This window comes from Chitinophaga sp. W3I9 (genome assembly GCF_050434025.1).
Taxonomy (GTDB): domain Bacteria; phylum Bacteroidota; class Bacteroidia; order Chitinophagales; family Chitinophagaceae; genus Chitinophaga.
In genome coordinates, this window is sequence record NZ_JBNPWC010000001.1 from 2,842,323 (window position 1) to 2,862,246 (window position 19,924).

The following is a 19,924-nucleotide window of genomic DNA, read 5'->3' on the forward strand; positions in this document are numbered from 1 at the left end:
TAATTGCGACAAATTGTTAGGGAGGCGGCGCCTTCGGCGCCTTTAAATTGTCTTGGAGCAGGATTACGCTGATTATGTTGATTACGCTGATTTTCCCACGTCTTGTTGTTTTTATATTTCGGGGAGATAAAATAAAAAAGAGATAAAATGGGTCTTATCACACTTTATCTTTTCTAATCTCCCCATTACCATTACAACAAAAAATGGAAAAATCTTCATAATAAAAGGTGGGAAAATCAGCGTAATCAACATAATCAGCGTAATCCTGCTCCAAGACAATTTCCGTGGCAAGCGCCGAAGGCGCGCGCCGCGCTACAACTCCAGCAGGAACTTCAGCGTATCTATCCCGTCTGCATAATCAGCAAGCGACGGCTGCTGGGCATAACCGAACGGCGTGAACTGTTGTCCTACCAGGCACTGCAGGGCATCTTCACCGGAAAGCTCCTGTTGCAGCTGCGCCATATCTACATAATAACTATAGTGTAAAACGCTGATGGGTGAAAACAGGCCGGTGTTTTCCTGCAGCAGGATACTGCCATTAGTCATATAAGGACTGCTATTCAGCAGCAGCAGGGCCAGGTTATAGTCGTAGTTGTTTTTGTATTTGTGATGGTCAGCCAGGTGGCTGTATTTCTCCAGTGCTTTGAGGAGGGGGGCAAAGTCGTAGTTCAGTGGCACATAAATTTTAGTAACATTCCGGCATCCAAGGCCGAAGTACAGCATCACATCATCAGCCAGGGCAAGCAGTTCCTCCGGGGTTTCCTTACCGGTAAGGATGGCGGCGGAGGTGCGGTTGTGGCGGATAATATGTGGGTATTTGGCAAAATAGTAGTGGAAGTACCGGGCTGAGTTGTTGCTGCCGGTGGCAATATAGGCGTCGCAGTTTTTCAGCATGTCCTGTATTTCCGTTTGACCGGCCTGGTCCGGATACCATTCACCGATCTTTTCCAGGATATGTTTCATCAGGATCTCATCTTTACCTGAAAGTTTCATTTTTACCCGGTGTCCGCTGATAAACCCGCAAAGCCAGTCGTGGAAGCCTACCAGCGGGATATTCCCGGCAGAAACGATTCCAACAGTTTTAGGGGTGCGTGCCTCCGCAGCTTTGGGATATCCCTGCAACCACTGCTGTAAAGGGGCAGGGGAGAGGAAATAACGGGAGATATTGTCCAGCGCATTGTCGATAAAGGAGGGGATAAACCAACCATTGGCAATATATGCACGCTCTTTTACTGCTTCCAATTCCGGGCTTTTATCCGCCAGATACTGCCCCAGGCGCACCAATGCGGCTTCTTTTTCTGCTATGTTCATGAAACTATATAAATAATGACCTAATTAAACCGGGAAAATTTTATTTTTGTCACACAAAATTAATGGCTTACTACTTAACCAAAAAGTTTACACTATGGCAATTAAGATAACAGACGAATGTATAAACTGTGGCGCCTGCGAACCGGAATGCCCCAATAATGCGATATACGAGGGTGGTGTTGAATGGGCGCTAGCCGACGGTACCACCGTAAAAGGCTCCTATACATTAATGGATGGTAGTGTACTGGATGCTGACCAGCGAAATGCGCCTATCAGTGTAGATACCTACTATATTGTGCCCAACAAATGTACAGAATGCCAGGGATTTCATGAAGAACCGCAATGTGCGGCGGTTTGCCCGGTAGATTGCTGCGTTCCTGACGAAATGTACCAGGAAACCGTCGATGAACTGATGGATAAGAAGGCAAAACTGCACATTTAAGATATTCTCCAGGAAGCTTGATAACCGTTCCCGCGCTGGCTGGAACGGTTTTTTTATGTAATTTGAACAGCCACCGCCCACAGGCGCTGCGGCTCTTGACAATTAACAAATAACCTTTAACTTTACCCGCTTATAGTAAAATCTCTTATGAAGAAGAATATAGCTTTGGTCGCCGGTGGATATTCCGGAGAATATGTGATATCCGTACAAAGTGCCGTAACTATTGAAAATAACCTGGATAGCAGTAAGTATAACGTATACAAGATTATTATCACCAAAGAGAGCTGGAGCCATACAGGCGCTGATGGCCAGGTGACTGAAGTAGATAAAAATGATTTTTCCTTAACCATCAACGGAAAGAAGGTCATTTTCGATTCCGTATTTATTGGTATTCATGGTACGCCTGGAGAAGATGGCCGCCTGCAGGGATATTTCGAAATGCTTGGTATTCCTTTTACCAGCTGTGGTATGGTCACCTCCGCACTCACATTCAACAAAAGCTATTGCAATAAGGTGGTGGATGCACTGAATATAGTAAATGTGTCTAAATCAGTACATATTTTCCGTCATCAGCCCTATAATACAGCAGAAATCCTGCAGCAATTGCGTTTACCCGTGTTCGTGAAGCCGGCAGAAGGGGGCAGCAGCATTGGTATGTCGAAAGTGAAAACCGCTGAAGAGCTGCAGCCAGCTATCGATAAGGCCTTTAATGAAGACTCCCAGATCCTGATCGAAGAGTTTATCAAAGGCCGGGAACTTACCATGGGATTGTACCGTGCAAACGGCGCTATTACCGTGCTGCCTATCACAGAAGTAGTGAGCAGCAAGGAGTTCTTCGACTACGAAGCCAAATACACCCCGGGCGTTTCCAACGAAATTACCCCTGCACCCATAACGGACGATATTGCCCGCCAGGTACAGGAAACCGCTACTGTTATTTACAACAAACTGAATTGCAAAGGCATTGTGCGGGTGGACTTTATATATGAAGAAGGTACCGGGAAATTATATTTCCTGGAGATAAATACAATGCCCGGGCAGTCTGAAAATAGCCTGGTTCCCCAACAGGTAAGGGCTGCAGGAAAAACGCTGACAGAATTTTATGGCCTGCTTTTGGAAGAAAGCCTGAAGTAAGGATTATCACACTTAATATAATTATCGTGTTCGACTTTATTACCAAACGCTCTTTTTTATTTAATCTGCTGGCGGTTATTGTAGTGTTTTTTGCCCTGGCCCTGTTGTTTTTCTCCATGCTGGGCTTCATCACCAAACACGGACAACAGCAAACCGTACCGGATGTGCATGGAAAAAATATAAAAGAAGCTATTGCGTTGCTGGAGAAAGCCGGCTTTGAAGCAGATGTAAGGGATTCTATTTATATTGATTCTATTCCTCCACTGGCAGTGTATGCGCAAACGCCCGACAAGGGAGCACAGGTAAAGGTGGGCAGAACTATTTACCTGACCGTAAATAAAACAGTGGCGCCTATGGTGAAAATGCCGGACCTCGAAGGACTTACCTTCCGCAGCGCCGAAATGATGCTGAAAAGCATGCGCCTCAACGTAGGAGATACCATTTATAAACCCGACTTTGCCACCAACACCGTATTACAACAACTGCTGAATGGCAGGAAGGTAAAGCCCGGCACCGAAGTAGCGGAAGGCAGCAATATCACCCTGATCCTGAGCAGCGGAACCGGCAGCGTGGAAAACCCGGTGCCCAACTTCGTGGGACTTACCTATGCAGAAGCCCGCGAAATGCTCAGCGCCAGCAATCTTAATTCAGGTACCGTGATCATTGATCCCAGCGTATCCGATACAGCAAACGCCTACGTGATCAAACAGGTGCCTACCCGCAAAAATGAGATCGGCGATTTTAATATGGTAAGGGCCGGTGAAAGCGTGGACTTCTGGTTATCAGCTACCAAACCGGTAACCGACAGTACCGCTGCTCCTAAACCAGTTGAAGAGGATAATTGAAAATGATGTAATTTGATTTTAAATACTTAATAACATGCAAAACATTACGGCAGAAGAACTGAAACAACGCATAGACAACGGTGAAGAACTTTATATATTAGATGTAAGAGAACCACATGAACGCGCAGAGTTCAACATTGGCGGTACGCATATTCCTTTGGGCTTTGTACAGCAGATGCAGGTGGACGAAATTGAGGACTGGAAAGACAAGGAAATCATCGTGTATTGCCGCAGCGGTAACCGCAGCGGACAGGCTTGTATGTTACTCGACTCTATGGGCTTTACCAATACCAAAAACCTGGTAGGTGGTATGCTGAAATGGACAGAGCTGTATAAATAACATTTAGTGCCTTCTGCGCCTGCTTTGCCCGGTTTGTACCGGAAAAATAAGCGCAGAAGGATTCCCTCCATCAGGCTTTCTGCTCTACAATAGCAGTCGCTTCTATCTCCACCAGGTAACGGGGATCAATCAGTTTACTTACTTCTACCATGGTGGTAGCTGGTTTGATGCTTTTAAAGAACTCCCCGTGTGCCCTTCCATACTCTTCCCACCTGGAGATATCTGTTACAAACATCCGGGTACGTACCACATCATGCAGCGTGGCGCCGGCATTGATTAAGGCGGACTCTATTTTTGCCAGGGCAAATTTCGTTTGCTCATAAGCGTTACCTTCCGCTACCACTTTGTCGTTATCCGATGCCACGGTGCCGGATACTTCAATTACATTGCCCACCCTTACTGCCCGGGAGTAACCTACTTTTCCTTCCCAGAGTGCCCCGGAGGAATAATTGGTGCGTTTCATAGCTGTTTTTTAGAAAGATGAGGAGATATGCAAATCTACAACATCTTCTTTAGTGTGTGCCCGCGGTGTTGGTCCTGGAGGTATCTGCCGGGGGCGGCGCGTTCCTGAATTTCACCACCTTTCCCAGCAAATCAAACCAGAAGGGCGCTCCCAGCGATATGGCCAGTGCGGTAATGCACCAGCCGGCAAAGATCAGCCAGCCGTTTTGCTGGAAAGGATGGGTGTAACCGCAGCGCAGGGTAATATGCCCGCCGGTACTGTCGGCTACGCAGGCGCGTTTGATGCCCAGCACGTTTGCTGCATCGCCGGCATCGCTGCGCAGCATGCCATACACGCCCAGCAGGGAAGTATCGCTGACGAGTATACGAACAGAAGTATCGGCCCGGAAAAAGGCACTGTCCTTATGCAGTACGTTTTTACGTATAAGCGTATCAGTGATGGCCGTATAACCCGGTGCCCGGCTGGATGCCAGCTGCACCAGCTGTGATCTTACATTTTTGTCTTTCATGAGGATCCGCGCAATAGCAATGGAATCCACGTTGAACAACGCCGCAATGGCCATTCCCATACATAGCAGCCAGGTTTGCGTTTGCTTCCGGTACCAGCCACTGGCGCGGGTCATGGTTTCATTGAACCATGTTTCCATGTTGACACGGAAGGCTGCCATATTGTGCCCGGCATCTTCAAATAATTGTAACAGGTGCTCCCTGGTACCCGGTACCAGCTGCAGGTAATTATGCGTCAGCGCCGCTTTGATTGCCAGGGCATCTGTTGCCTTGTGTTCCGGCACACTGCTGCGCAACAGGTGCACCATCGCCTGGGAAAAGATTTGCGGACTGATATAGGCCGGGCGCGAAGTGGCGCTGTTCTCACCCAGGTTCCGGATAGAGGACGTGCTGTAAAACTTTTTAAGGAAAGGACTTTTCCGGAAAGGCTCGAAAAAATAAACCACGCTCCACCCCAGTTCATAAAACCAGTTGAAGAAAGTAAACTTCCCAAACCAGCCCAGGTCTTTACTGTGATCATCGTCCTCCAGCATCCGGCGTAAGCCTTTCGTTAACAGCCGCGCCCTGGAATTGAAGATTCTGGCAACCAGCTCCTGCACCACCGAGGCCAGCAAACTGTATAGCAGGTAAATGAAAATAAGGCCGAGGGCCACATCTATGGCCAGGTTACTAAACATAAGGATAGGTATTAAGTTGACATATTTACATAAAAGTAAATATTTATACCAAAGATAAAAGGGCACTACGCAATGTATTTGCAAACTCTCCGTTATGTTTTTTAACAAATTGCTGTGTCAGCCGCAGCATGGAAACAATATATCTTTGCCAATATTTTAGTGTATATGAAATTGAAACATTTAGCCTTGTGTTTGGGAATGGCCGCTACCTTCAGCGCTTCCGCCCAAATTAAATACAGGGATACCGAGAAGAAGCCGACTTTAGTTCCTTACGACAGCAGCATTGCCTTTCAGCATCTTACACCGGATATTGCCCAGTTAACGCTGGTAGGACAGGAAATCACTTTCCTGAAACTGAATCCCAGGCGTTCGGTGAGAAATAAGGAAGATACCCTGCTGGATAATCTTAAAATGAAAGCCGTAGTGGAAGTGCCTTATAAAAGTGTACTCAAAGGCGGACATTTTTATACGCCCTACAAGGCGATAGAAAATAAGACATTCAGGATCGTTGACTACGACCGCAGAAACCTGGAAGGTACTTCCACACTTATTTTCACGCTGCGTGATGAGGAGCGGAAACTATTGCTTTTCCAGGTGCCGGAAGACAATCTTTCTAACACACCGGTTATTATTAACGGCAACTACGAATGGTTGAAGCGGCAGTATGTAGGAAGAAAATTACATCTCCGGAAAGAAAATAAAAAGACGGAAAATGTGCTGGACGATAACAAGGAAATTACGCTCACCAACGAAGACGTTTATTCCTGCACAGACATTGCCGTTATTTTTGCCGGTAAGCAGAAATATGGTCAGCCCTTCCTGATCGTTAAAAACAGCGAGAACCAGGAATTGGCTATCGGGGTGGGAAAAAGAAGTGAATACACCACCGGACCGCTGATTGAAGAATTTGCATTTTAGTCTTAACGGGAAAGCAGCCATACCAAATGCTTTCCCGTTATTTATTTTGTATCGCCGGATTCAAAAAAGCAACAGCTGCCACCAACCCAGGTATCTTTGCTGTTGAATCCTACGCCTATCATTTTACCCTTGCTGATCCGGGCCAGGTTATGCACCAGCATCGGCCGCGCAGCGCCATCCTGCCAGATATAGATCATGCGTATTTCACAGATAGCCGGACCCGTAGGCGTTTCTATGGCAGGTACATATTTCACCTTATGTTGTAATATCCAGTTCTCAGGATCTTTGATCCGGTCAATATCTTCCGCAGTCACATCTATTAATACTCCCTGCCCTGCAAAAGAAAAAAGCGGCTTCAGTACATAATTTTCCAGGTCGGCAGGCACCACCGGTAATTCATGCAGGAACCAGCTTTTGGGAACATACTCGCTGTGAATAAAAGGCATGATATACTTACTGATGCGGTAAAACCAGTTGGGGTGCGTGATCCACTCCACATCCAGTTCCTGGAAAAGATTGACATGAGCGCCAATACTTTCGGCCTGGCGTTGCAGGTCGTCGAAAATAATCCGGTTATAAATACGGTGTACACGGGTTTTTATACCATCTTTCAGGTAAAATAATTGCTTGCCTTCCTGTATGAGGGCCGTTAAGCAAATGGTGGGGATATCCAGGTTTTTTCCTGTGCTGTAAAAATCAATGCGGGTCTTCTGTTCTTCCGGCTTCACTTCCAGCAGTATCACTTCTTCCGGCGCATAAGGCCCGATGATCATTTCACGCAACAGCTGGTAATAGGCTGCTTCATCCAGTCCGTTGAAAAAATTACTGAAGGTATCCGGTATGTTGAAATGCGTTTTAAAGCGGCGGGCCATCACTTCCTGGAAAGCCATCATGGTGGGGAATCCCTGCAATTCAATGAGCTGCGGCGCCAATGAACCATCTGCGGCTTTGCAAACGGCAAAATCAATGACAATAAAATGCGGATGCTCATTTTCATTGGGTACCTTTAGTGAAGGTGGAATAGCGTCGCGGGTAATGGTTTTAAAATCGGGGCGCAGCAGCACATCCACTATTTCTTCGCAGGCCTGAACCAGCTTATTACGAAGGGCTGCCGGCACAAATACAGGAGTTTCAGCCACCCGGAAAGCAGGCGCTACACCGGTATCTGCCGCAATACCTGCTAAAAAAGCCTGGTATTGCGCTGGTGTGAATTGTTGATTATATGCCTTTCTTACTGCAGGGATCATAAGTTTTTAATTAGAAGAACGAGTGCTCGTTATCATTATGCGCCGCTACCTGCACCAGCCGTTCAATGGCCGCCAGCCTGTCGGACAGCCGGCCATAAATAGCATAGTCGAGGAACGCGGTAATAAAGCGATCGTGTGTAAGCATAATCCTGTTGGGATCAGTGAGCTGACGGATCATGCTGTTATATTTTTCCAGGCCGTGATGCTTCACTACCTGTTTTTTCTTTTCTTCCTGGAGGAGGTACATGTGCATACCGGCAGCATCGGCTTCCGGATGAAACTGGGTACCAATGAAGTGTTCATTGAACCGAATGGCCATGGTAGCACGTTCCAGCGGAACATGCGGCCGTTCTTTTTCCAGTGCAATCACATATCCGCCCATTGCCTGGAGATTTTCATAATCCAGTTCAATCACCTGCCAGTCGCGGCTATCCACAATGTAAAAAGGATCGGGGAGTGCGCTGAATACTTTTTCCTGCATGCCTGCAGCGGTTTTATGCACGGGGAATACCCCGAATGCAGACGATTTGCGTTTGCATACATTTCCCAGTTTATAATAGCGGCACATGAGCTGGTAAGAGTGGCAGATAAAAAAGACGGGCTTTTTTTCTTCGTGGGTACGGTTCCATTCCAGGAGGCTTTCTACCAGGGAGAAGTAAGCGGTTTCCCAGTCGCTGCCTTCACTGGCCACGGGGCTGCCGGGGCCGCCCGTGGAAATATATATATCATAGGAAGTATCAGGAACCTGTATTTGCTGCCTTACTTCAAACTCATCAAATTGCAGGTCCAGTGCATGCATGCTGGCGTATTTCGCCAATATTTCACGGATACAGCGCATCCCTTCGTTGGGAACACCCTCATACATGTCCAGCACAGCCACCTTCCAGCTATTTTTAATTGGATGCATGCCACAAAATTACGCGAAATTTATTTTATGGGAATGTACTAACAGCCCTGGAGGAATTGACCCTGGATAAAATCCGTTACTGCCACAAGGTCATTGGTATCCGCATATACCTGCAATTGCTTATCTGCACCGGTGCCGGTTTCCAGTAACCGGGTAGTAGCGCTGATAATATCGCGGCTGCCGAGGTCATCTACTACGTCGTCAATAAAGTCGAGCAGTTCCGAGATAAGCGCGCGGGTATTTATTTCCATCTCTTTACCAAAATCAATCAGGTAGCCATCGATCCCATAGCGGGAAGCTCTCCATTTATTTTCATTGATCAGGGAGCGGTTATAGATAATGAAATTGAGATTCTGCATCCGCAGCTTATAGATCTTTGCACATACCGCCTGGAAAAGCCCGGCTATCATGATGGTATCATCGAGGGTGAGCGGCACATCACAAACGCGGAATTCCACGGTGTTAAAGAAGGGATGTACCCTTAAATCCCACCATACCTTTTTGGCGTTATCAATACAATTGGTTTTCACCAGCAGCTTGATATAATTATCATATTCTTCTATGCTGGCGAAATAATCGGGAATACCGGTGCGGGGAAATTTATCAAAAACCTTTGTGCGGAATGATTTGAAGCCGGTGTTACGTCCTTCCCAGAAAGGGGAGTTGGTGCTCAACGCAAAAATATGCGGGAGGAAATACCGGACAGAGTTAGCGATATGAAGGGCCATCTCCCTGTTTTCCATTCCTACGTGCACATGCAAACCAAAGATGAGGTTGGAGCGGGCGGCGTCCTGCATTTCATTCACTATTTCAAAATAGCGGGGATGATCAGTGATGAGTTGTTTTTCCCATTTGCTGAAAGGGTGGGTACCGGAAGCGCCTATGCTGAATCCCAGGTCGCCGGCTATTTGCGCAATGGTGCGGCGCAGGTAAGCTACATCTTTCCGCGCTTCATGTATGTCCGCACAAATCTGTGTGCCCACTTCCACTACGGCCTGGTGAAACTCTGCTTTTACCTGGTCGTTGATCACTTTATGCGCCTGTTCTACTATTTTTTGTTCATGTGATCTCAGTTCCCGGGTAACGGGGTCCATTACCATATACTCTTCCTCGATCCCCAGCGTGAACGCCTTAAACATGTTGTTAGCTTTTAGCTTTTAGCTGCGGCGTATAGCCAGCAGCGGTAATTACAGCGATTCATTTCAGTGTAGTGCTTTCCGCAAATCGAAAGACTAAAAAACATGAACGCTGTCTGCAAATGTAGGGCAGTAAAACGGTTTCACTTTTCTTTTTGTTGTTTTTTAGCAGGGCTTTTTTTAGCGGCCACCTTTTTCTCCTTTTCAGGAGCGGTTTTCTTTGCTTTGGGAACTGTTGGTTTCTTTTTCTCAACCGTCGTTGCTGCCTTTGCTTTTGCCCGGCCGGGTTGCACAAATTTGCCCCAGGTAAGATTGTCTTTTCCTGGTTTCTGTGCAATGGCCCTTTCAATGGCATACCTGGCGCTGGTTTCCACTACCCATTCAAAATGTTCGGCGCCAATGGAGTGAATATCGGCGTCCGGTGCCGGGTTGCAGAAATCAATGGCATAAGGGACATCACTGCGCACCGCTATTTCCACGGTATTGAAATCGTATCCCAGGTGCTGGTGCAGGGTAAGCACCTGCTCCGTGATCCGGGCCGCGAGTTCCGGGCCGGGTTCATAATCTGCCTGGTAACGCAGGTGCGGCGCATGTTTTGGATTGTATGGCATAATCCGTACTTCTTTACCGCCTATACAAAAGCAGCGGTAATACTGGCTGAAGTCGATCTCTTCCTGCAGCATCATCACCAGCTGTCCGGTTTCGCTGTGTTTATGGAAGAAATCGTCCTTATCCTCTACGCGGTATACGTTTTTCCACCCGCCACCGGCATAGGGTTTCATGTACGCTGGGAAACTGACGTATTCAAAAATACTGTTCCAGTCGAACGGGTAGATCAGGTTACGGAACGACTTATCGGTAGTATCATCCGGCAGTTTATTAGAAGGCAGTAACACGGTGCGTGGCACATTTACGCCGATCTTTTCTGCCAGGGCGTTATTGAAAAACTTATCGTCGGCGCTCCACCAGAAAGGATTATTAATCACCGCAGTACCGGCAGCAGCGGCATTTTTCAGGAACGACCGGTAAAAGGGCACATCCTGCGAAATACGGTCTACAATAACTGCATAGCCCGGATCGGCGCCCTGCATCACTTTGTCGATGGTCACAAATTCGGCAAAGATGCCGGGAGGGTTAATACGGTTTACACGGTCTACAAATGCCTGGGGAAAAGTGTTTTCCTGCCCGAATAGAATCCCGATTTTTTTCATGATACTTACTTGATAAGTGAAACATAATGCGGCAGCATTTCCCGCCATACCGGCCAGTCGTGGGTGGTTTGCGGGCGGATATCCAGCCAGTGGGCTATTTTTTTGCCGGCTAATATGCCGGACAACAATTCGTTTTGCGGCCGGGTTACATCCCTGTCGGCCACGCCCAATACAATACCCATGCGCCAGAGGTCTTCATGCTGGTTTTCCGGCACATAATCGGCCGGATTATTATAGTATACGTTGTCGTCGTAATGTCCATCCATGCGGAATTTAATATCAAAGATCCCGCTGAGGCTGAATAAATAAGAAACCCGGTCCGGATGCCGGAAGGCAAAGTTGGCAGCGTGATAACCGCCGAAGCTGCAGCCGGCAACCACTATCCGCTGATGTCCTGTTTCCGTAACAATGCGGGGTAATATTTCTTCCATGAGTAGCTTGTCGTAACAGGTATGATTATACGCTCTTTGTTCCGGGGAAATATTTTTATTATACCAGCTGAGTGCATCAATACTATCGGGACAATACACTTTAATTCTTCCTTCTTCAATAAACCAGCGGAGGGCTTCAATCAGGCCGAAGTCCTTGCTTTCATAATAACGTCCCATAGAGGTAGGAAACAGGAGCAAAGGGTAGCCGCTGTCGCCATATACCAACATCTCAAATTCCTTTCCCAGGTTGGGAGAATGCCATTTTAAATAGTTTTCGGTCACGGGAAAGTGTTTAGATAAATTTAAAGAAGATTATTGGTTTATTGGTAAATTGTTCCGGTGCAAATACGTCAACATTATATCGATTCTGTGTACCTGGCGCGCAGTGTGCAGCTGGATACCTGCTTCACCGGTACATCTCCCCATATACTTTTACTGGTAAATGATGGTCAGGAACTTTCCCGGTTATTACCGGAGCTGCCAGCCACTGTGCTGGTGGCAGGCATTTATGCGGACGCCGACCGGAAAGCGGTTTACGGCACCGCCGGTGTGCCGGATTACCTGGGGCAGGGCCAGCTGTCCGGAAGCTATACCCGCTTTATCATAGAAGAATTGCTGCCATTCCTGCAACAGCAGTATCCGGATATGCGGATTGTAAAACGCGCCTTTGCAGGCTTCTCCCTGGGAGGCTTATCTGCATTGGATATTGTATGGCGCCACCCGGACATCTTCCAGCTGACCGGCGTTTTTTCGGGTTCATTATGGTGGCGTAGTAAAGCGCTGGGACCTGGCTACCAGGATGATACCGATCGAATTATGCACCAACTGATCCGTGCTGGCAGCTATCATCCGGGGCAACAGTTCTTCTTTGAGTGTGGTACTGCTGATGAAACGGCCGACAGGAATAACAACGGGGTGATTGATAGTATGGATGATACCCGGGACCTGATAAAGGAGTTATTACAGAAGGGCTACAAACCGGACAAGGATATTTTTTACCTGGAGATTCCAGGTGGCCGGCATGATATGGCCACCTGGAAAACTGCTATGGATCTCTTTTTACAATTACCTTTCTTTTATTAATAATTAACGGCAATGCCTACATTAAAAGAGGCGCCTTTCCCTTTGGAATAAAACCCGGGCTGCATAAACCACTGAGCGCGTGCGGGGAAATAGTCTTCGTTGAAAAGGTTATCAATACCCAGCGTAAGCAGGGTACGGGGAGCTACTTTATAGCTGGCATTGAAATTCACCAGGTTGTAGGCAGACACCTTTCCTTCGTTGCCATTGTAAACACCTTTGGCATTTTTCTCAAAGCGGTTGCGGCCATTTACGCCCATGTACTGCAGTCTTACTTCCAGCGTTGGCAGGGGGCGATAGGCGATGCTGCCGGTTACTTTTGGAGGAGCAATCCTTCTGCCGTTCAGGTATACATTATAGCTGCCGCCTGTTTTAGCGGTATCGGCTTTCCCTTCCAGGTAGCTGTAGCTGGCGCTGATATCGAGGTTATGCAGTACCTGGTACTGAAGCGATGCTTCAAAACCGTATATGCGTTCGGGTGTTCTGCTTACATTGAACAGGTCGGTGTTGGGATCAAAGATCATATCTGCACCCAGCTTGGAAGTGCTGATGAACCCGCTCAGTTCAAAGCGGAGCTTTTTATATTCACTTACAAAGCCCAGTTCATAGTTATTCACCAATACTGCTTCTGTATTGATCTTTTTAATATCGTTTACTTTAGCATCGCGCAGCGCCAAACCTATGTCAGACACGGAGAACCCCTGTGAGAAACTAAAGTAGGGCATGAATGCCGGCAGCCTGTTGTAACGGATGCCTGCGTTAAATAAAGTAGCTGTATAATCCAGGTCGCCGCCTTTTACCGCAATACTCGGCGCGCTCGTAGTGCCGTTGGCGTTAGTGAGCTGAAGGGTGGTGTAATCATCCACACTTACCCGGACCCTTTCCACGCGCACACCCGCTTTCAGGATCAGATTCTGCCAGAGCGACCATTGTGTTTCCGCAAAGGGGGCATAGTTCAGCATGTTCATCTCCGGAACCCATACCCTGCCATCTACCAGCGGCTGCGAGGTCACATTGTTCAACAGGTCAGCGCCATAGGAAAGCGTACCGTTAAAGGCGGATTTGTTCGACAACGGGGAGTTAAACATCAACCGCAATCCTTTTTTCTTGTCGATGGTATGCGATTGTCCGTCGCCGCCTTCAAAGCGGCCAAACGATACATAAAAGATATCATCCCTTGATTCATAATAGGCATCTGCCGTGAGGGAAGTCCCGCCAATCAGGCTATCAGCCTGGTACAGGAGGTGGAGGGTTTGATTTCCTCTCGGCCCGGTGGCTACGCCGGTGGGTGTACCCAATACACCGGAGGCAGGGATGCCTTTGGCGATGTCGCCATTCACGAGGTTATAGTGGGAGTTCTGCTGGCTGCGGTAGTAGTTGTACATCAGCTGTATACGCTGACGGCTGTTTACCTGGTAGCCAACTTTCGCAAAGGCGTTGTAGCTGTCTGTTTCGCCCAGGCTGTAGTTGGGGCCTACCAACTTGCCTTTGGCGTCTTTGAATTCGCCGGTTTGCTCTGCCACACCGCTCACGATGTAGTCGAACTTTTTATATTTCCCTTGCAATACCTGGTTTAAACGGCCACCCACACTATTTTTGATGCTGGTGAGCGAACCGGTGGCATTGATCATTGTTTTACCGGACAGAATTTTATCTTCTTTAGGCGTAACGGTGATATAGTTGATCAGCCCGCCGGTAGCGCCATTGCCGTAAATGGCAGTAGCGCCTTTCAGTACATCCACCCTTTCCAGGACGGATGGGTCAATAGAGCGCATATCCACTTCCCCGTTACGGAGCGGGGTGGATTGCGGAACGCCATCGATCATAATGAGTACGGCGCGGCCGCGGAGGGATTGACCAACGTTGCTGTTGGTTTGTGTGCCGGGCGCCAGGCCGGGTACTTCCCGGGCGAGGATATCCGTTACATCTGTATTAACAGTCATGTCGTTTTCCAGTGTTTTCCGGGTGATCACCGTCACCGAGGAAGGAACATTATCCAGTGTTACCGGCTTGCGGCTGGCAGAAACTACAATTTCGCCCAGTGCTCTTGGTTCACCGAGGGTATCTTTTTTATGGTTGATGGTATTTTGCTGTTGTGCCATCAAAGGTGCGGTAAATCCGCAGCCGGAGAGTAACAGGAGGCATAATTTTTTGTGTAGCATGTGGTGTATGGCAGTAGTGTTGCCGTTTAAAATGTACAGATTTGCGTATTGGCCGAATTTATTACGGGGGCGAAATTAGGTAAAAGGCGGGCGATTGATTTACGCAATCGGGAAAATTTTGAGGATGGTTTTAAGCTTCCTGGAGAAAGAATAATCACCTGGAAAGACAAAAGGCTAAATAAGAGAGGGCTGACCATCCGGCCAGCCCTCTCTTTATAAATTAATCCCTGCTTTCTTAGAAGCTGTAACGAAGACCAAGTTGTCCTCTCCAGCGTGCAGTGAAGTTGTTGATATAGTAAGGTTTTTCATCGCCAAAACCATTGATTTCTCTTCTTCTGTCATACTGGAAAACTGCTGCACCTGAGGTAGCATCATATTTTCTGAAGGTGAGTGGAGTAGAAGCGTTGTTGGCGATAAAGTAAGTTCTGCCCCAATCCTGGTTCAGCAGGTTGCCTACGTTCAGGATGTCGAAAGTGATTTCCACTTTATGACCTTTGTAAATAGGCAGTACCTGTGCCACTTTAAAGTCGAAGATATTTTCGAACGGCGTGCGGCTTGCATTTTTCTTTGCATTTTCACCACGGTGTTTGCTCAGGTAACTGTCGTTGCTGATCAGGCGTTCCAGGTCGGCTCTTTGTTCATCGGGTGTGCGGGTATAGGTCACATTACCTTTAGAATCTTTCTGAGAGATCAGGTCGAAGCTCATTGTAGCAACTTCTGTAGCCTTTGGAATGTAGATCAGGTCGTTGTTACCGCTGGAGTTCAGGTCATCACCGGTAGGATCAACCGTGTTGAAATAAACCCATGAGTAAGGAATACCGGATTGACCGTTATAGAACAGGGTTACGGTAGTACGGAACTTATCTTCTTTACCATATTTAAAGGTTTTGGAAGCTACTGCCAGTACGCGGCTGCCCATGCTATAGTTAGAGCGGGCCATTTCCAGGTTATTCAAACCGTTGATGTTTGGTCCGAAACGCCAGTTGGAGCCGGCAGTAGAAGAGGTACCATCATTTACTGAGTAGGAGTCTCCGTAAGAATAACCCACTTTCAGGAACAGACCATTGCTTGTTTGTTTGGTCAGTTCACCGGAGATGTTATAGGTATAACCTTCGCTGGTATTTTTCAGCAGGAGGATCTGGTTACCCCAGTTAGTGGTTTTCTTTTTCCAGGTAGGTCTTTTAACACCACCACCTAAAGAAACGCTGTCGCCGGTAGGAACAACGTTCAGGTTTTCCCAGATGGCATTGTTAAGCGTTTTGGTAAAGTTACCTTCTATAGTAGCACTCATTCCCCATGGCAGTCTTCTTTCTACAGCCAGGTTGGTTTTAAACATCTGCGGGAATTTGAAATCCTTGTCAGACAGGTTAATGTTGGAAGGGCTGCTTCCTACGTTAGCACCCATCGCCGACAGGTTGGCGGCAGAATACTGTCCGTAGAAAGGACTGTTACCGTCGTAGTTGAAGCGGAAACTATTTGGTAAACCGGAACCGCTCAAACTTACGTTGGTATATACGTTACCGGTATTGCCGTACTGGTTGGAAATCCATACAAACGGAACACGTCCTGTAAAAATACCCACACCACCACGGATGGTAGTCAGTCCATCGTTAGTTACATCCCAGTTAAAACCAATACGCGGAGCAATCAATGGTCTTGATTTTGGAATGGTGGTAGTGGAATAGCCTGCAAAGTTCGGGTCTTTAGAAAATGCTACGTTATCCGGAGGGGTGGTTGGGAAGATAGGAATGTCTATTCTCACGCCATAAGTCAGGGTGAAGTTTTTCCTGATGTTCCACTCATCCTGTGCATAAATACCGATCTGTGCTGCTTTAAAGCCAATACCATCCCGGAGGGTAGAATCAGCGGTGTTGTAGTTGATCTGGTATTGTCTTGGTTTCAGGTTATTGATAAATCCGCTGATGGAATCATAAGTGTAAGAACCGAAAGCACCCTGGATAAAGGTATTTTTGATCTTATAGATTTCAGCATTCGCACCTATTGTAATGGTATGTTTACCTTTATACATGGTCAGGTTGTCTGTGATCGTCCAGATACTCTGATCCAATGCATTGGCAGTAGAAGAAAACTCACTGCCCAGGTTGATAGTACGCCCGTTATCATTAATGGTAACAGTTGGGAAAGGTTGACCGAGGGAAGTTCTTCTGTCTTTTACATTATTATAACCGATCCTCAGTTCATTACTCAGCCTGTTAGAGAAGTTGGAGTTCAGCTCAATCACACTGGAATTACTTTTAGAAGGGAATTTATAATAGTTATTTGCAAAAGCAGCAGAGCTATTGGTCCGGCTGTAGATCAAATCACTTGCATTCAGGTAATTATGACGTACAGTCAGTTTATGAACGGAGTTGATGTTCCAGTCGATACGTCCAAAGAGGGTGGTAGCTGGTTTATCACGTTCCTGGTCTGTATAGCTTCCCAGGTCTACTTTATATTTATTGGAAACAAAGTCGTAGATGCTTTTCAGTTCATCGGTGGTTACGTTGGAAGCTCCGGTGGCAGGGTTATAATCTATCGGGTTATTCCTGACAGATCTCTCCGCGTTTACAAAGAAGAACAATTTGTTTTTGATAATCGGTCCGCCGAGTGATGCGCCGAATATTTTATTGGTGAAACTGCCGTAGTCTGCACGGGTAGAATCCGGGGCTTTACCTACGAGGGATTGACCCTGGTAGAAGAAGTAAGCGGCACCATGAAAATCGTTTGTTCCGCTTTTGGTAATAGCATTGATACCACCACCTGTGAAACCGCTTTGTTTAACGTCGTAAGGATTCAGTACAATTTGTAGCTGATCAATAGTTTCTATGGAGATAGGGTTGGCTCCTGCCTGGCCACCATTGGTACCGGAAGCGGATAAGCCGAATACGTCGTTGGTTACAGCGCCGTCAACCGCGAATTGGTTGTACTTGTTGCTCTGCCCGCCAAAAGAGATACCCATAGGTGACCCATCTTTACCATTGGTAGATACAGATGCCTGTGGGCTCAGTCTTACGAAATCCTGTACGCTTCTGTTAACCGTAGGCAGGTTATCGAGTTGGGTACGGGAAACGTTCAGTGCGGTACCGCCATTACCTTTAGCAATCGCCCTGCTGGCTGTAATGCTTACTTCTTTCAGGCTGGTAGAGCCTTCAGAAAGCGTAACATTTAACTTCAGCGGTTCTCCGAGTTTAAGGAAAATGTCGTTGTAAGTTTCAGTGCCATAGCTGATAAATGAAACTTCCACCTTGTAAGGTCCGCCAACACGAACGTTAGGGATGGTAAATTCACCACTGCCGCGGGTAGTGGTGCCATAAATTGTTCCAGTAGGTGTGTGGGTGGCTTTTACAGTGGCCCCAATCAGGCCCTGGCCTTTTGAATCGGTTACAACACCGGTGATGCTGCTGGTAGTTACCTGCGCATAGGTTACAAACACGGTGAGCAACAATGAAAATGTAAAGAGTAGTTTTTTAAACCCCATAAAGCAAAGAAGTTGTTGTTTCAGACGCAAAGTTGAACAATTTTCCCGTGAAAATTTTAACGCGGAATTAACAAATTGTTAAGTACACTGTGGATATCTCAAGCGGCACAATAAAATTTGAATGACATCTAGCTATAGCCCTCTTAATAAATAGTTTTTCCAAGAATTTCCCTGAAAATTACGATTTCTCAAATATGAGATAATAATAATGAGAGAAATCTGCCACCACAGTGAACCTTATAAGGTTTCAGGTGTATAATTCCGTTATCAAATTGACAATCATTATTATATGTTAAAATTCAGCTGTATAATTAACATCTTCCCAATACTTTTCGGGTAGAATCACACTTACTTCCCCCGGCAACTTTTCATAAGTATATGTCGTAACTTTGCGCAATTCAACATTACTGACCCGGAGGGAATAATATATGTTAGATACAATAGAAGCAGCAATAGAAGATATAAAAAACGGTAAGCTGGTGATCGTGGTAGATGACGAGGACCGTGAAAATGAAGGTGATTTTATCACGGCAGCACGCAATGTAACTCCTGAAATCATCAACTTTATGAGCACCCACGGCCGTGGGCTCATCTGCGCACCGCTGGTGGAAGAGCGTTGCGAGGAACTGGGACTGGACCTCATGGTCCGCGATAATACCGCCCTGCACCAAACCCCTTTCACCGTTTCGGTAGACTTGCTCGGGCACGGTTGCACTACCGGCATCTCCGCACACGACAGGGCCAAAACAGTGCAGGCGCTGATTGACCCCACTACCAAACCTGAACATTTGGGTAAACCAGGCCATATATTTCCACTAAAAGCCAAAAGCGGCGGCGTTTTACGCCGTTCCGGCCACACGGAGGCCACCATCGACCTGGCCCGACTCGCAGGATTTGAGCCTGCCGGCGTACTGGTGGAAATTATGAATGAAGACGGCTCCATGGCCCGCCTGCCGGAACTCCGCGAAATAGCCACCAAATTCAACCTTAAACTCATTTCCATAAAAGACCTGATCGCCTACCTCCTCAGCACAGAAACGCTGATCGAAGAAGGCGTGAAAGTACAGATGCCCACCAAGTACGGCAACTTTGAACTCATCGCCTTTAAACAAATCAACTCCGGTGAAATTCACATGGCACTGAAAAAAGGCGACTGGAAAAAAGATGAACCGGTACTGGTAAGGGTCCACTCATCCTGCGTGACAGGGGATATCCTCCATTCACTGCGTTGCGACTGTGGCGAACAACTGCACGCCGCTATGCAAATGGTGGAGAAAGAAGGGAAAGGCCTTATATTATATATGAACCAGGAAGGAAGAGGTATCGGGCTCATGAACAAACTGAAAGCCTATAAGCTGCAGGAGGAAGGCATGGACACCGTGGAAGCTAACCTGGAGCTGGGCTTTAAAATGGATGAACGCGACTATGGCGTAGGCGCACAGATCCTCCGCCATCTGGGTATCTGCAAACTCCGTCTTATTACCAACAACCCGCGTAAACGCGCCGGTTTAAGTGGTTATGGCCTGGAAGTTGTTGAAAATGTACCCATAGAAATTCATCCAAACCCACACAACGAGAATTATCTTAAAACCAAACGCGATAAATTAGGGCATGATATCCTCAGGGGATAAGTGAC

The 19,924-nt window shown here is 47.1% G+C and carries 17 protein-coding genes; 7 read left to right on the top strand and 10 right to left on the bottom strand.

Annotation, left to right across the window (positions count from 1 at the left end):
• Window positions 1–312: 312 nt before the first annotated feature.
• Window positions 313–1,311 (bottom strand): acyl-CoA reductase, encoded by a 999-nt coding sequence (locus QFZ51_RS11885; RefSeq protein ID WP_429046054.1) that lies wholly within the window; start codon window positions 1,309–1,311, stop codon window positions 313–315.
• Between the two features lie 94 nt (window positions 1,312–1,405).
• On the opposite strand from QFZ51_RS11885, the gene QFZ51_RS11890 reads away from it, so the two are divergent.
• The 4 genes from QFZ51_RS11890 (at window position 1,406) to QFZ51_RS11905 (ending at window position 4,072) form a co-directional block, all read left to right on the top strand.
• Window positions 1,406–1,753, top strand: a complete 348-nt coding sequence (locus QFZ51_RS11890; RefSeq protein WP_370912704.1) for a 4Fe-4S dicluster domain-containing protein — start codon at window positions 1,406–1,408, stop codon at window positions 1,751–1,753.
• Between the two features lie 147 nt (window positions 1,754–1,900).
• Window positions 1,901–2,887, top strand: a complete 987-nt coding sequence (locus tag QFZ51_RS11895) for a D-alanine--D-alanine ligase (protein WP_429046056.1) — start codon at window positions 1,901–1,903, stop codon at window positions 2,885–2,887.
• A gap of 26 nt (window positions 2,888–2,913) precedes the next feature.
• On the top strand, window positions 2,914–3,732 hold the full coding sequence (locus QFZ51_RS11900; protein ID WP_429046058.1) for a PASTA domain-containing protein: 819 nt from the start codon (window positions 2,914–2,916) through the stop codon (window positions 3,730–3,732).
• 34 nt (window positions 3,733–3,766) lie between these two features.
• Window positions 3,767–4,072, top strand: a complete 306-nt coding sequence (locus QFZ51_RS11905; RefSeq protein WP_079468586.1) for a rhodanese-like domain-containing protein — start codon at window positions 3,767–3,769, stop codon at window positions 4,070–4,072.
• A gap of 70 nt (window positions 4,073–4,142) precedes the next feature.
• Here QFZ51_RS11905 and QFZ51_RS11910 read toward each other — a convergent pair whose 3' ends face one another.
• Together QFZ51_RS11910 and QFZ51_RS11915 are read right to left on the bottom strand one after the other, a co-directional pair.
• Entirely contained in the window at window positions 4,143–4,535 is a 393-nt protein-coding gene (locus tag QFZ51_RS11910) for a RidA family protein (RefSeq protein ID WP_370912701.1), read from the bottom strand.
• Window positions 4,536–4,584: 49 nt separating this feature from the next.
• Window positions 4,585–5,718, bottom strand: coding sequence for a hypothetical protein (locus QFZ51_RS11915; RefSeq protein WP_429046061.1), 1,134 nt, complete (start codon window positions 5,716–5,718; stop codon window positions 4,585–4,587).
• A gap of 165 nt (window positions 5,719–5,883) precedes the next feature.
• Here QFZ51_RS11915 and QFZ51_RS11920 point away from each other — a divergent pair, with 165 nt between their 5' ends.
• Window positions 5,884–6,636: a hypothetical protein gene (locus tag QFZ51_RS11920; protein WP_429046062.1), complete on the top strand. Its 753-nt coding sequence runs from the start codon at window positions 5,884–5,886 to the stop codon at window positions 6,634–6,636.
• Between the two features lie 41 nt (window positions 6,637–6,677).
• On the opposite strand, the gene QFZ51_RS11925 is transcribed toward QFZ51_RS11920, so the two are convergent.
• The 5 genes from QFZ51_RS11925 to QFZ51_RS11945 form a co-directional block, all read right to left on the bottom strand.
• On the bottom strand, window positions 6,678–7,883 hold the full coding sequence (locus tag QFZ51_RS11925; RefSeq protein ID WP_429046064.1) for a hypothetical protein: 1,206 nt from the start codon (window positions 7,881–7,883) through the stop codon (window positions 6,678–6,680).
• 10 nt (window positions 7,884–7,893) lie between these two features.
• Window positions 7,894–8,790: a type 1 glutamine amidotransferase gene (locus tag QFZ51_RS11930; protein WP_429046066.1), complete on the bottom strand. Its 897-nt coding sequence runs from the start codon at window positions 8,788–8,790 to the stop codon at window positions 7,894–7,896.
• 38 nt (window positions 8,791–8,828) lie between these two features.
• On the bottom strand, window positions 8,829–9,929 hold the full coding sequence (locus tag QFZ51_RS11935) for a carboxylate-amine ligase (protein WP_429046068.1): 1,101 nt from the start codon (window positions 9,927–9,929) through the stop codon (window positions 8,829–8,831).
• Between the two features lie 140 nt (window positions 9,930–10,069).
• Window positions 10,070–11,137, bottom strand: coding sequence for an ATP-grasp domain-containing protein (locus QFZ51_RS11940; protein WP_429046070.1), 1,068 nt, complete (start codon window positions 11,135–11,137; stop codon window positions 10,070–10,072).
• A 5-nt stretch (window positions 11,138–11,142) separates the two neighbouring features.
• Window positions 11,143–11,850: an esterase family protein gene (locus tag QFZ51_RS11945; RefSeq protein WP_370912694.1), complete on the bottom strand. Its 708-nt coding sequence runs from the start codon at window positions 11,848–11,850 to the stop codon at window positions 11,143–11,145.
• 57 nt (window positions 11,851–11,907) lie between these two features.
• On the opposite strand from QFZ51_RS11945, the gene QFZ51_RS11950 reads away from it, so the two are divergent.
• Complete coding sequence (locus QFZ51_RS11950; RefSeq protein WP_429046072.1) at window positions 11,908–12,651, top strand: alpha/beta hydrolase; 744 nt, start codon at window positions 11,908–11,910, stop codon at window positions 12,649–12,651.
• Here QFZ51_RS11950 and QFZ51_RS11955 read toward each other — a convergent pair.
• Entirely contained in the window at window positions 12,648–14,750 is a 2,103-nt protein-coding gene (locus tag QFZ51_RS11955) for a TonB-dependent receptor (RefSeq protein WP_429046073.1), read from the bottom strand. The genes QFZ51_RS11950 and QFZ51_RS11955 overlap by 4 nt on opposite strands.
• Window positions 14,751–15,045: 295 nt before the next feature.
• Window positions 15,046–18,288 carry a TonB-dependent receptor gene (locus tag QFZ51_RS11960; protein WP_429046075.1) on the bottom strand — a complete coding sequence of 1,081 codons (3,243 nt, stop codon included), beginning with the start codon at window positions 18,286–18,288 and terminating at the stop codon, window positions 15,046–15,048.
• A gap of 428 nt (window positions 18,289–18,716) precedes the next feature.
• Between QFZ51_RS11960 and QFZ51_RS11965 the strand changes: the two genes are divergently transcribed.
• Window positions 18,717–19,919 (top strand): bifunctional 3,4-dihydroxy-2-butanone-4-phosphate synthase/GTP cyclohydrolase II, encoded by a 1,203-nt coding sequence (locus tag QFZ51_RS11965; protein WP_370912690.1) that lies wholly within the window; start codon window positions 18,717–18,719, stop codon window positions 19,917–19,919.
• The last annotated feature ends 5 nt before the right edge of the window (window positions 19,920–19,924 follow it).